Origin of the sequence: Streptomyces sp. NBC_00683 (assembly GCF_036226745.1) — a bacterium.
Classification (GTDB): Bacteria; Actinomycetota; Actinomycetes; order Streptomycetales; family Streptomycetaceae; genus Streptomyces.
Genome location: NZ_CP109013.1, coordinates 4,467,522 through 4,479,708, shown reverse-complemented (window position 1 = coordinate 4,479,708; position 12,187 = coordinate 4,467,522). Strand labels below are relative to the sequence as shown.

At 70.6% G+C, this 12,187-nt stretch carries 15 protein-coding genes; 8 read left to right on the top strand and 7 right to left on the bottom strand.

Translation table 11 applies throughout. From position 1 onward, the window contains the following. The first annotated feature begins 31 nt into the window (after positions 1-31). On the top strand, positions 32-940 hold the full coding sequence (locus tag OG257_RS20110; protein WP_329215210.1) for a quinone oxidoreductase family protein: 909 nt from the start codon (positions 32-34) through the stop codon (positions 938-940). Positions 941-992: 52 nt separating this feature from the next. Then, positions 993-2,072, top strand: coding sequence for an acyltransferase family protein (locus OG257_RS20105; RefSeq protein ID WP_329209322.1), 1,080 nt, complete (start codon positions 993-995; stop codon positions 2,070-2,072). Positions 2,073-2,133: 61 nt separating this feature from the next. Here the strand turns inward: OG257_RS20105 and OG257_RS20100 are convergent, their stop codons facing one another. The 4 genes from OG257_RS20100 to OG257_RS20085 all read right to left on the bottom strand — a co-directional run bounded on the left by OG257_RS20100 (position 2,134) and on the right by OG257_RS20085 (position 5,224). Beyond that, positions 2,134-2,442: an SCO5918 family protein gene (locus OG257_RS20100; RefSeq protein WP_329209320.1), complete on the bottom strand. Its 309-nt coding sequence runs from the start codon at positions 2,440-2,442 to the stop codon at positions 2,134-2,136. A 53-nt stretch (positions 2,443-2,495) separates the two neighbouring features. Beyond that, complete coding sequence (locus OG257_RS20095) at positions 2,496-4,058, bottom strand: DEAD/DEAH box helicase (protein WP_329209318.1); 1,563 nt, start codon at positions 4,056-4,058, stop codon at positions 2,496-2,498. A 316-nt stretch (positions 4,059-4,374) separates the two neighbouring features. After that, on the bottom strand, positions 4,375-4,578 hold the full coding sequence (locus OG257_RS20090) for a cold-shock protein (protein ID WP_031090619.1): 204 nt from the start codon (positions 4,576-4,578) through the stop codon (positions 4,375-4,377). A gap of 301 nt (positions 4,579-4,879) precedes the next feature. Then, entirely contained in the window at positions 4,880-5,224 is a 345-nt protein-coding gene (locus OG257_RS20085; RefSeq protein WP_329209316.1) for a MerR family transcriptional regulator, read from the bottom strand. A 341-nt stretch (positions 5,225-5,565) separates the two neighbouring features. On the opposite strand from OG257_RS20085, the gene OG257_RS20080 reads away from it, so the two are divergent. Continuing rightward, a complete protein-coding gene (locus OG257_RS20080; protein ID WP_329209314.1) occupies positions 5,566-6,150 on the top strand; it encodes a hypothetical protein in 585 nt (194 codons plus the stop codon). 33 nt (positions 6,151-6,183) lie between these two features. After that, positions 6,184-7,032: a GNAT family N-acetyltransferase gene (locus tag OG257_RS20075; RefSeq protein WP_329209313.1), complete on the top strand. Its 849-nt coding sequence runs from the start codon at positions 6,184-6,186 to the stop codon at positions 7,030-7,032. A gap of 4 nt (positions 7,033-7,036) precedes the next feature. On the opposite strand, the gene OG257_RS20070 is transcribed toward OG257_RS20075, so the two are convergent. Continuing rightward, a complete protein-coding gene (locus tag OG257_RS20070) occupies positions 7,037-7,447 on the bottom strand; it encodes a YunG family protein (RefSeq protein WP_329209311.1) in 411 nt (136 codons plus the stop codon). Positions 7,448-7,550: 103 nt separating this feature from the next. Beyond that, on the bottom strand, positions 7,551-8,285 hold the full coding sequence (locus tag OG257_RS20065) for an alpha/beta hydrolase (RefSeq protein ID WP_329209309.1): 735 nt from the start codon (positions 8,283-8,285) through the stop codon (positions 7,551-7,553). 161 nt (positions 8,286-8,446) lie between these two features. Between OG257_RS20065 and OG257_RS20060 the strand changes: the two genes are divergently transcribed. The 3 genes from OG257_RS20060 (at position 8,447) to OG257_RS20050 (ending at position 11,073) form a co-directional block, all read left to right on the top strand. Then, entirely contained in the window at positions 8,447-8,932 is a 486-nt protein-coding gene (locus OG257_RS20060) for a peroxiredoxin family protein (RefSeq protein ID WP_329209307.1), read from the top strand. A 105-nt stretch (positions 8,933-9,037) separates the two neighbouring features. Further along, a complete protein-coding gene (locus OG257_RS20055; protein WP_329209305.1) occupies positions 9,038-9,559 on the top strand; it encodes an NfeD family protein in 522 nt (173 codons plus the stop codon). A 74-nt stretch (positions 9,560-9,633) separates the two neighbouring features. Continuing rightward, the gene (locus OG257_RS20050) at positions 9,634-11,073 is read left to right on the top strand and encodes a flotillin family protein (protein WP_329209303.1); all 1,440 of its coding nucleotides are present in this window, start codon (positions 9,634-9,636) and stop codon (positions 11,071-11,073) included. A gap of 73 nt (positions 11,074-11,146) precedes the next feature. Here the strand turns inward: OG257_RS20050 and OG257_RS20045 are convergent, their stop codons facing one another. Continuing rightward, positions 11,147-11,575, bottom strand: coding sequence for a DUF6892 domain-containing protein (locus OG257_RS20045; protein WP_329209301.1), 429 nt, complete (start codon positions 11,573-11,575; stop codon positions 11,147-11,149). 140 nt (positions 11,576-11,715) lie between these two features. Here OG257_RS20045 and OG257_RS20040 point away from each other — a divergent pair, with 140 nt between their 5' ends. Next, positions 11,716-12,186, top strand: coding sequence for a cation:proton antiporter regulatory subunit (locus OG257_RS20040; RefSeq protein ID WP_329209299.1), 471 nt, complete (start codon positions 11,716-11,718; stop codon positions 12,184-12,186). The last annotated feature ends 1 nt before the right edge of the window (position 12,187 follow it).

Sequence of the window (12,187 nt, the reverse complement as noted above, 5' to 3'; positions counted from 1 at the left end):
TCCGCTCCGGATCACCGCGATACCGTGCGGCATGCTCGCGATCCAGTTCGACCGCTTCGGTGGTCCCGAAGTCCTCCGGCCCACGCAACTGGCCACCCCCGTGCCGGGCCCCGGCGAGGTGCTGATCACCGTCGAGGCCGCCGGGGTGAACTTCGCGGACACACACCAGGTGGACGGCTCCTACCTGACTGCCGACGCCCTTCCCTACGTACCCGGCAGCGAGGTCGTCGGCCGCACCCCGGACGGCAGGCGGGTCCTGGCCCGCGTTTCGCACGGGTACGCGGAGCAGGTGGTCGCCAAGGAGTCGGCCCTGCTGGACATGCCCGAGGAGCTGGGCGCGGCCGAGGCGCTCGCCCTGCTCGTGCAGGGACTCACGGCCTGGCATCTGCTGCGGACCTCGGCCAGGCTGCGTACCCGCGAGACCGTCGTCGTCCACTCCGCCGCGGGCGGGGTGGGCAGCCTCGCCGTCCAGCTGGCCAGGGAGTTCGGCGCGGGCCGGGTGCTCGCCCAGGTCTCCTCCCCGGCCAAGGAGCGGCTCGTGCTGGACCTCGGCGCGGACGCGGTGGTCACCTACCCCCTCCAGGAGAAGGCGGACGTCGTCCTGGACGCCGCCGGTGGCGAACTCTTCGACCGGGCGCTGGACTCGCTGGCGTCCTTCGGCCGCCTGGTGACCTACGGCAACGCCTCCCGCACCGGCTTCACCCCGGTGGACCCCGCCAGGCTCGGCCGGCTCAACGCCTCCGTGGTCGGCTTCTGGCTGCGTCCCACCCTGGCGGCGCCCGGCGCAGTCTCCGGACCCGTCAAGGAGCTCTTCGCCCTGGCCGCCGCGGGGCGGCTCAGGCCCGTGGCCGGCGGCAGCTACCCGCTCGCCGAGGCCGCCCGCGCCCACGAGGACCTGCTGGCACGCCGGACGACCGGCAAGGTGATCCTGGTCCCCTGAGGGCCACCGGCACGGGACGCGGGGTGCTTGCGCAGGTGATTAGGGTGGCCGGATGCCGTCCTTGACCTCACTGACCCCGGGCCCCGCCTCACCGGGGGCCGCGTCCCCGGCCGCGCCCCGGGCCGGCCGCGATCCGTACTTCGACAACGCGAAGTACCTGGCGATCGTCCTGGTGGCGATGGGGCACGCCTGGGAGCCGCTGCCCGGGAGCGGCCGCCTGGTCGAGACGCTCTACACCTTCGTCTACACCTTCCACATGCCGGTCTTCATCATGATCGCCGGCTACTTCTCCCGCAGCTTCGACCTGCGCCCCGAGCGGGTGTGGAAGCTCGTCACCAGCCTGGTCGTGCCCTACGCGGTCTTCGAGATCGCGTACACACTGTTCGAGCGCCTCACGGGCACCCCCGACTTCCCGCTGAGCCCCCTCACGCCGTACTGGCTGCTGTGGTTCCTGCCCGCACTGTTCCTCTGGCGTCTCACCACGCCGATCTGGCAGACGGTCCGCTGGCCCCTGGCGTTGTCCCTGGTCGTCGCGGCCATGGGAGCGGTGACCAGCAACATCGGCGGTGATCTGCAGCTCCAGCGCGTCCTGCAGTTCCTGCCGTTCTACGTACTCGGCCTGCAGCTCCGGCCCGCGCACTTCGACCTCGTGCGCAGCCGCGCCGTACGGATCGCCTCCGTGCCGGTCTGCCTGATCGCCCTGGCCGCGGCGTACTGGGCGGTCCCGCGCTCGACGACCTCGTGGTTCTTCCGGCGGTACGGCGCCGAGGAGCTCGGCTCGCCCGCCTGGACGGGTGCGCCGGTGACCCTGCTCCTGTTCGGCTGCGCCGTCGTGCTCAGCGCCTGCTTCCTTGCCTGGGTGCCGAGCCGCCGGCTGTGGATGACGGCGCTCGGCGCGGGCACGCTGTACGGCTACCTGCTGCACGGCTTCGTCATCAAGGGGGCGATCCGCCTCGACCTCTTCGAGGCCGACATCGTCTCCACCCCGCTGGGCCGGGTCGCGGTGTCACTCGCCGCGGCGGCCGTCGTCACGCTGCTGTGCAGCCCGCCCGTGCGACGGGTCTTCCGGTACGTGGTGGAGCCCCGGCTCGACTGGGCGAAGAAGCGGAACCCGGATCCGGCGGCCTCCTGACGCACCGCACCCCCTGGGCCCGGACGGGCACAGGGGGTGCGGTTCACACCTGACGGCGGGTTCAGACGTTGCCGGGCGTTCCGAGCATCGCGGACGCGTTCTCCAGCGCGGTGAGGGGCACCGCGGGGGCGGGCACCTCGGCCGGACGGCAGGTGAAGCCCAGGCGCGCCAGCGCCCTGGTCACCTCGGCGGCGCTGAAGTCGCGGCGGTCCTGCCGGGTGATCACTTCCCCGACCTGCTTGACGGGGTAGACGCGGCGGCTGATGACCACCGCGTCACCGGTGACGGGTTCGGGCTTGATGCCCTTCATCGAATCCTCCACCTCGTTCTTGAACAGATCGAAGGGGAAGCGGGCGATGACACAGCGCATAGTGCCTCAACAGGGTCGAAGAGAAAGCCGGGAAGGGACAGCCGGTCCGGTGACTAGGCAGCCCGGTTGGACCGACGCAGCGCGGCAGCTGCACGCGCTTCGGGAGTCGAGGTGGCGGCGTTGGAGCGGCGGCCCTGCGGGGGCCTGCTGCCGCGCCGGCGCGAGGGGGAGCCGTTGCCCTTGCCCCGCTCCGTCAGCGGTGCGGAGATGGTCACGGGGACACCCGAGGGCGCCTGCGCCCCGGTGATGCGGCTGAGCTCGGCCTCGCCGGAGCGGACCTGGGCGACCTGCGGGGTGATCCCCGCATCGGCCATCAGACGGGTCATCTCGCGGCGCTGGTTGGGCAGCACCAGCGTGACGACACTGCCGGACTCCCCGGCACGGGCGGTACGGCCGCCCCGGTGCAGGTAGTCCTTGTGGTCGCTCGGCGGGTCGACGTTGACGACGAGGTCGAGGTTGTCGACGTGGATGCCGCGGGCCGCGACGTTCGTGGCGACCAGCACCGTGACGTGACCGGTCTTGAACCGGTCCAGGGTGCGGGTGCGCTGCGGCTGCGACTTGCCGCCGTGCAGTGCGGCAGCCCGTACACCGCTGTTCAGCAGGTGGTCGGTGAGCTTGTCCACCGCGTGCTTGGTGTCCAGGAACATGATCACCCGGCCCTCGCGGGCCGCGATCTCGGTGGTCGTGGCGTACTTGTCGGAGCCCTGTACGTAGAGCACGTGGTGCTCCATCGTCGTCACCGCGCCGGCAGCGGGGTCGACCGAGTGGACGACCGGGTCGTGCAGGTAGCGGCGGACCAGGAGGTCCACATTGCGGTCGAGGGTGGCCGAGAACAGCATCCGCTGACCGTCGGGGTTCACCTGGTCGAGCAGCTCGGTGACCTGGGGCATGAAGCCCATGTCGGCCATCTGGTCGGCCTCGTCGAGGACCGTGATGGCGACGCGGTCGAGCTTGCAGTCGCCGCGCTCGATGAGGTCCTTCAGCCGGCCCGGGGTGGCCACGACGACTTCGGCACCGCCACGCAGGGCGCTGGCCTGGCGGCCGATCGACATACCGCCGACGACCGTTGCCAGTCGGAGCTTGAGGGAGCGCGCGTACGGGGTCAGCGCGTCGGTGACCTGCTGGGCCAGCTCCCGGGTGGGAACGAGGACCAGGGCCAGCGGGCGGCGCGCGTCGGCGCGGTTGCCCGCGGTACGGGCCAGCAGCGCGAGACCGAAGGCGAGCGTCTTGCCCGAACCGGTGCGGCCGCGGCCCAGGACGTCACGCCCGGCGAGCGAGTTCGGCAGCGTCGCCGCCTGGATGGGGAACGGCACCGTCATGCCCTCGGAGCCGAGCGCCGCCAGCAGGGGCGCCGGCATGTCCAGGTCGCCGAAGGCCTCGGCGGCGGGGAGTGCCGGGGTGATGGTCACCGGAAGGGCGAATTCACCCGAGACGGAGGAGGACCGGCGGCCATAGCCTCCGGAGCGTCCGCCGCCGGAGCGGCCCTGGGAGCCCGAGCCGCCCTGCCGGCTGGACGCCGCCGAGCGGAATCCGTTGGCGGTGCGGCCGCTCTGGGGCCCGCCGGAGCGAGTGCGAGAAAATCGGTCGTTCGTGCGAGCTGTGCGATCGCGGTTCAATGGAGAACCCTTCCCTCGAATGGCACGTATCGAGGGATTCTTTTTCCGGGCGGCTGCAGCCAAGTACGGCGCCAAGAATCGCAAGAACGAGCCGATGAAATAATGAAGAACGAAGCCCGTCCGTCGGTAATCAGCCGTATACGGCGCTTCAGAATGACTGCAAAGGGACTGCTCCGGCACGACCCGTGTGCACCAGAAATTTACGTACTGGGCCTACCGCGGCGACGACGCCGGGGTCACAGTGCCGGGAAACAACAACGAGCTGGGGCCCGCACCCCAAGGTGCGGGCCCCAGCTGCGCCATACGCCTGAGGTGATCAGGCGGGGGTGATGTTCTCCGCCTGCGGGCCCTTCTGGCCCTGCGTGACGTCGAAGTTCACCTTCTGGCCTTCCTGCAGCTCGCGGAAGCCCTGGGCGGCGATGTTCGAGTAGTGGGCGAAGACGTCAGCGCCGCCACCCTCCTGCTCGATGAAGCCGAAACCCTTTTCCGCGTTGAACCACTTCACGGTGCCAGTAGCCATGTCATATCTCCTTCGGGGCGTTGCCCGTGTCCCGCACTGTGCGAGCCACGTCGCCGCAAATGATTGCCCCGTCCGGAAGAAACCGGAAATACAAAAGTGCACCCACCCGAGTGAACCGGCGAGAGCACTTGAAGTTTTGGGAACCACAACTGCAACTGAGGTCAACAGTAGCACGATTTGGGCAGGTGCGGGCTGTACGCCATTTCACTCCGGCACCGCTCCGCCGTGTGCGGCATAAACCTTCACCGCTCATTACGCGTATTTCTGTGCTGGCGAAAACAGATATGCACCCGCCCGCCGGTCAGGAATCGGCTGCGCTCCGGCCCACCGCGGGCCTCCGCAGTTCCTCGTTGAGGCGCAGGGCCTCCTCGAGCTGGTCCTCCAGGATGACGATGCGGCAGGCGGCGTCGATCGGGGTGCCGCTGTCCACCAGCTCGCGGGCGCGGGCGGCGATACGCAGCTGGTAGCGGGAGTAGCGGCGATGGCCGCCCTCCGAGCGCAGGGGCGTGATCAGGCGGGCCTCGCCGATGGCCCTGAGGAAACCCGGAGTCGCACCGATCATCTCCGCGGCCCGCCCCATCGTGTACGCGGGGTAGTCGTCGTCGTCGAGACGATCCATGCTGTGAGAGGGGGTTTCCGGGGGCATCTGCACCTCTTCTGCTGCGCGCCGGCCCATTGATGTGGCCCGGCTGCACAAGAAACCCTAGGCGTACGGGTAGGCCATGTCTATCGCCACCGGAACAGATTTCCCCGCATCGTGGCGCCCCGCGCGCAGCGTGGCACCGCCCGGACCGCCCTCCCGGCGCCGCGAGGATTCCCCCGAATGCCCCAACACGACTGACCGGCCGGTCAGTTGTACGCCGACCTGAGAGCGGTCATACTGCAGGAGTAGCCCTTCACGCATCCCCCGTCGTGAAGGGCTACAGTCACGCCCGGCCACCGGCATCACGGGACCGGCGGAGCCCGCGGAGCCCCGGAGAACACGGTATGAGCACCACCAGCAGGACCACGTCGGCGGCCCGCACGGTCACGGACGTCCTCCAGCCCCGCAACGTCCTGCTCGCCGGCATGCTCGCCATCGGACTCGCGTCCGCCGGTGACTGGACGGGGCTGCCCTGGGGCCTCCTCGGCGCGGTCTGTGCCGGGCTCGTCCCCGCCGGTTACGTGGAGTGGGAGCGCAGCCGCGGCACCTGGGGCGACCGCCATGTCGTGGACCGGACCCAGCGGGCGCCCATCTTCCTCGTGATCCTCGGCTCCCTGGGCGCCGGTTCGCTGATCATGGTCCTCGGCGGTGCCCCCGCGGGCATCCTGATCGCGATGATCGCCCTGTGGGCGATGACGATCGTGCTGCTGGCCGTCAACACCGTCTGGAAGATCTCGGTGGACTCGGCGGTCGCCTCCGCCGTGGTGGCCCTGCTCTGCGTGGTGCACTCAATGTGGTGGCTGACCGCCTGTGTACCTGCGGTCGCCGTGTGCTGGTCGCGGGTGGCGCTGCGCTACCACTCGGTGGCGCAGACGGCCGCGGGGGCGTTCCTGGGTGCGGCGACCGCGGCGTTTTTCCTCCTCGCCTGAGCCAACGGGTCCCGTACCGGGTACGAGTGATCCGTGCCGACATTCGAGATCACCACCGCGAGCGCCGATGACGTCGGAATGCTGGGGGACTGGGCCGATGACGAGGGCTGGAACCCCGGCCTCACCGACGACCGGGCCTTCTTCGCCGCCGATCCGTGCGGCTTCCTGATCGGCCGGCTCGACGGCGAGCCCGTCACGTCCGTCTCCGTCGTGCGCTACGGCGCCTGCTTCGGCTTTCTCGGTTTCTACCTGACCCGGCCGTCGCTGCGCGGCCGGGGGTACGGGACCCAGGTCTGGCGTGCCGGCCTGGCCCGGCTCTCCGGGCGCACCGTCGGGCTCGACGGCGTACCCGCTCAGCAGGACAACTACCGCAGGTCCGGATTCCGCACCGCCTGGAGCAACGCGCGTTACGAGGGGGCAGTGCCCCTGGACGTCGCACCGCCGGCCGGTGTCACGCTCGTCGACGCCCGGACCCTTCCCTTCGGCCTGCTCAGCGCGTACGACCGGCGCTTCTTCCCCGAGGCACGCGACAGTTTCCTGGCCCCCTGGATCACCGCACCCCGGCGCACGGCGCTCGCCGCGATCCGCGACGGCTCGCTCGTGGGCTTCGCCGTGCTGCGCGCCTGCCGGGCCGCCTCGCGCATCGGGCCGCTCCACGCCGACTCCCCCGAGGTGGCCGGCGCCCTCGTGAGCGCGCTCGCGGCAACCGCCCAGGCCACCGCCGTCGCGATCGACGTCCCCGACATCAACCCGGCGGCCGTACGCCTCGCGGAACAGCTCGGTCTGGCCCCGTCGTTCGAGACGGCACGCATGTACGCCGGGCCGGTGCCGGAAACAGACCGGGCGGGCCTGTACGGCATCACCAGCCTCGAACTCGGCTGACCGATCACACCGACCGGCCGGAACCCACCCGTATCCGCCCGCGCAGCCGCTCCAGCACCCGGCCGCGCAGCGTCTCGTACTCCTCGCGGAGCCGTACGATCTCCGCCGGCCGGTCGATCACCGTGCCCCCGGTGACGACCTCGTGCGGTCCGAACTGCTCCCGGGTGAGGTCGATCTCGATGCCCAGGCCCAGCCTGTTCCACCAGTGGAAGTCGACCTGCCGGCCGTCGACCATCACCTCGCCCCGGATCAGCTGGCCGCCGAGCAGGTCGTTGACCACGAGGGCGGTGACTCCGCACTGGTCCCGCGCCGGATTGTCCGGGTCCCACCGGGGCCGGTGCTCGGGCGTGGTCGTGTCCGCGTCCCAACTGCTGCGGATGGCGGCTTCGATGTCGGCGAGGAGCAGAGGTTCCATGCCGCCGATCCTCGCACCCGCCACCGACAACGGGCCCCGGCGCCAGGACTGCCGTCCGACACGCGTCGCCCGAGGGCCGTTTCGGCCCGGACCGCCCCCGGTCTCAGGTGCGCGGCATCCCCCGCAGCGCCCGCCGGCCGGGTCCGGCGGGCAGGCTGTCCAGTGCCATGGTCCCGTCGGCGGCCGATGCGTCCACCGGCAGTTCCAGCGCGGCGGTGACCGCGTCGGGGAGCGGACCGAGCCCCAGCAGGCCCCTGACCAGGTCGGCGGTCAGGCGGTGCCAGGACGGTGCGCGCCGGAGCATCGCGTGGTCGCTGTCCCTGATCGTGACCAGGCAGGTGCGGGCACCCGCACGGCGGGCCCTGGCCGTGAGGGACTGGGTGGCCTGAGGGCTCGTCACGCGGTCCCGGGTGCTGTGGAGCAGGACGACGTCACGCCCCGCGAGCTGGGTGACCGGGTCCCCCGGCGGACACCACGGGGCGAGGCCCACCACCGAGCGGACCAGCGGATGCCCGGCGGCGTGCAGCGCGGCACGCGCCCCCATCGAGTGGCCCAGGAGGACCACGGGGATGTCGCCCGCCTCGCTCCGCAGGGCGTCCAGGTCCCGTACGACGTCGCGCATCGGGTCCTGACGGGCGCCGTTCCAGCCGCGGTGGCTGTAGCGGACCCGGCGGACGCGTATGCCGGGGGCGGGTCGGACGGCCCGGGCCACCGCGCGGGCGATCGGGAGCATCCGCAGGCCGGGGAGGTTCATGACGCCGGGCGGGGGCGGCGCCAGACCGGTCTCGTACCCGCCGTGCAGGACGAGCACAGCTGCGGACGGCGGTCGTTCGGCCACGCGTACCTCCGGTTCGGGGTGCGGGGCCCGTGCCCGCCCACTCCTCCCATATTCGGTGCCGGGCGGCGCAAGGATGGGTCGAACGTGTCGATACGTGGGAAGTGCCGTTCACTGTACGAAGCACGGACCCATTCACGTACCGGACCAAGGGAGTTGCCGTCATGGCATCAGGACCCCAGATCGGCCAGAACGTCCAGGACTTCACGCTTCCCGGCGGAATACTGGCCGAGGACACCTTCGAGCGCCGCGACTACACGCTCTCCGCCGCCCGCGGCCGGGCCGTCGTCCTCGCCTTCTACCCCGGCGACAACACGGCCGTCTGCACCAAGCAGCTCTGCTCCTACTCCTCGGGCCTCGAGACCTTCGAGGGCCTCGACGCCGAGGTCTGGGGAATCAGTCCACAGGGTGTGGACAGCCACGAGTCCTTCGCCCGCACCCACCAGCTGCGCATGCCGCTCCTGGCTGACACGGGACGGGACATCGCCCGGGCGTACGGGGTCGCGGCGCCCGGCATCGGAGTGCGGCGTTCCGTCTTCCTGATCGGGCCGGACGGCGTGCTGCGCTGGAAGCATGTCGCCCTGCTCGGTGCCACGTTCCAGTCACTGGACACGCTCGCCGGGCACCTTTCCGGCATCGGAACCGCGTAAAGACTGCCGGACTCCGGCAGTATCCCTGGCCGGTGGCGTATGGGATCCTTCAGTCAGTTCGACGGAAACATTTCGGGGGAAATCGAAAGCCGGGGGAGTGATCACGTGACCATTTTTCTCGGTCTCGGCATTGCGGGAATCGCTCTTCTCACCCTCTCCCTGATCTTCGACGGAATCCTTGAAGGGCTCCTCGGCGACGCGCTGGGCGGGCTGCTGAACGGCTTCTTCGACGGCCTGCTCTCCCTGCCGGTCATCGCCGGCTTCATCTCCATGCTCGGCTTCGGCGGCGCGATCGTCCTCGGCACCACCGGTGCGGGCACCCCGGTGGCCGTCGCGGCCGGGGCCGCGGCGGGGCTCGTGGCGGCCTGGCTGACCTGGCGGCTGAGCAAGGCCCTGATGCGGGATCAGACCACGGCCACACCCCGCGGCGAGGACCTCGTGGGCACCTCGGGATCCGTCGTCACCCCGATCCCGGCCGACGGCTACGGCGAGGTCCTGCTGCGACTCGCGGGCCAGACCGTGAAGTTCTCCGCGAAGAGCGAAGTACCGGTCGAACGCGGCGCCGAGATCTGGGTCGAGGCCACCCTCTCGACCACCTCGGTCACGGTCCGCCCCGTCGAGCGCTGACACCGCCGCGCCACACGTCTGTCCACCACCTGAACGAGCTGCCACCCCGTCGGGGGGCAGGGGGGATCCTTCTCATGAGTCCAGTAGTGATCGCCGTCATCGGCATAGTCGTTCTCGTCGTACTCCTCGGCCTCGCGGTCATCACCCGCTACAAGGTCGCGGGACCCAGCCAGGCCTTCATCATCACGGGCCGCCGCGGCAAGAAGTCGACCGACCCGGTGACCGGCCGCACCAGCATCGACAACAGCGGCCAGAAGGTCGTCGTCGGCGGCGGCGTCTTCGTCGTGCCGTTCGTCCAGCAGAAGTTCACCCTGGACCTCTCCAGCCGGCACATCCCCGTCGCCGTACGCGGAGCCGTCACCCTGCGCGGCGTGAAGTCGAACCTCGAAGGCGTCGCGATCGTCAAGGTCGGCGGCAGCGAGGACGCGATCCGCGCCGCCGCCCAGCGCTTCCTCCAGCAGCAGAACGGCATCGTCGGCTTCACCCAGGAAGTGCTCTCCGGCGCCCTGCGCGCGATCGTCGGCCGGATGTCCGTCGAGGACATCATCCGCGACCGCGCCGCCTTCGCCGGCCAGGTCGCCGAGGAGGCCGAGGCCAGTCTCTCCGGCCAGGGCCTGATCCTGGACGCCTTCCAGATCCAGGACATCACCACCGAGGGCTCCTACCTGGAGGACCTCGGACGCCCCGAGGCCGCCCGCGCCAAGCAGGAGGCCGACATCGCCGAGGCCATCGCCCGGCGCGCCTCGGAGCAGGCCCGGTTGAAGGCGGCCGAGGAGATCGCCATCGCCGAGCGGACGTTCTACCTCAAGCAGGCCGAGATCAAGGCCGAGACGGCAGCCGCCACCGCCAAGGCCGACGCCGCCGGCCCCCTCGCCGAGGCGGCCCGCCAGCAGGAGGTCCTCGCCGAGCAGGAGAAGGTCGCCCAGCGCCAGGCGGCCCTGACCGACCGTGAGCTCGACACCAAGGTCCGCAAGCCCGCCGACGCCGCCCGCTACCGGGCGGAGCAGGAGGCCGAGGCCCGCCGCATCGCCCAGGTCAAGGAGGCCGAAGCCGACGCGGAGCGCTCCCGTCTGACCGGTCAGGGTGAGAAGCTCCACCGCTCGGCCCTCGCCGACGCCGTACGCATCGAGGGTGAGGCCGAGGCCGCCGCCATCGCCGCCAAGGGCTCCGCCGAGGCCGAGGCCATGCAGAAGAAGGCCGACGCCTTCGCCCAGTACGGCGACGCGGCGGTGCTCCAGATGCTCGTCGAGGTGCTCCCGCAGGTCGTCGCCAAGGCAGCCGAGCCGCTGAGCGCCATCGACAAGCTGACGGTCATCTCGACGGACGGCGCCAGCCAGCTGTCCCGCACGGTCACGGACAACGTGGCGCAGGGCATGGAACTGCTGAGCTCGACCACGGGCGTCGACCTGGGCGCGCTCCTGCAGAACCTGAAGGGCAAGGTGGGCGGCTCGGAGTCCGTGCCGGCGCCGGCCGCCCCCCAGCACACGAACAACAAGATCGAGGTCACGGACTGAGGCACCTCCGCTCCACCGGGCCCGGCGGCGATCCTTCACCGCCGGGCCCTTTCCATCGGCGGGGAGCACGGCGTCAGTCCATGGCGATCCCACGGGCCGCGAGGATCTCCGGTGCGCCGGGGACGTGCAGCTCAGCTATGCAGGTGATGCGCTCGAGGTTCGGCAGCAGGGCCAGGTCGTCGAGCGACCGGACGTCGAACAGGTCGTCCTCGCCGTCCCAGACCGGGGAGCACTCGTAGTACACCTGGTGCCCGCCGTCGACGAGCAGCTCGTCCACGCCCGCCAGGAGCTCGTCGCTGATCTCCAGCTCCTCGAAGAAGGCGCGGGACTCGTCGAGCACCGTGAACGCCAGGTCGTTGTCGAACACGTGGTTCTGCACGTCCTCGATGCCTCTGGCGCGCATCCGCTCGTCGATGCTGTACGCCGGTACGAGGGCCTTGGACCCGTACATGAGCTTCTCGATGACCAGCAGCTTGAAGTTGAAGTCCTTGAAATCAGCCATGCCCGGAGATCTATCACGCCGCTCCGACAGCGCCCCACCTGCTGCCACATGGCCGGTTTTCGTCGCCGGATAAGGTAATGGAAAGCTAAAAGGATCACCAAGAGCCATCGCCGTACCGCCGTACTCCTCGGGAGGAAGCCATGGGAACCCACCGCACATCGCTGCCAGGAGTCGGCGTCCAGTACGACTACACCACCGAGTCGGGACAGCACATCTCCGTGGTCGTGCACCACGACGGGCGGCGCTTCCTCGGGTTCTACGACAAGGACGATCCTGATTCGTGCCTGCTCTCCGTGCCCCTGACCACCGCTGAGGCCACCGGGCTCGCGCATCTGATCGACGCCGCGCCGATCGACGCCGTGCGGACCGAGGGAATAGATCTCGTCACCGAGCACATTCCGCTCGGGACCCGCTCCCCGTACGGCGGGCGGGTGCTCGGCGAGACCAGGGCGCGGACCCGGACGGGCGCGTCGATCGTGGCCGTCCTGCGTACGCACAGTGCGCATCCGTCGCCCGGGCCGGACTTCCGGCTGGCCATCGGGGACACGCTCGTCGTCGTAGGCACGCGTGAGGGCGTCGACACGCTCTCCGAGATCATTGCGGAGGGCTGAC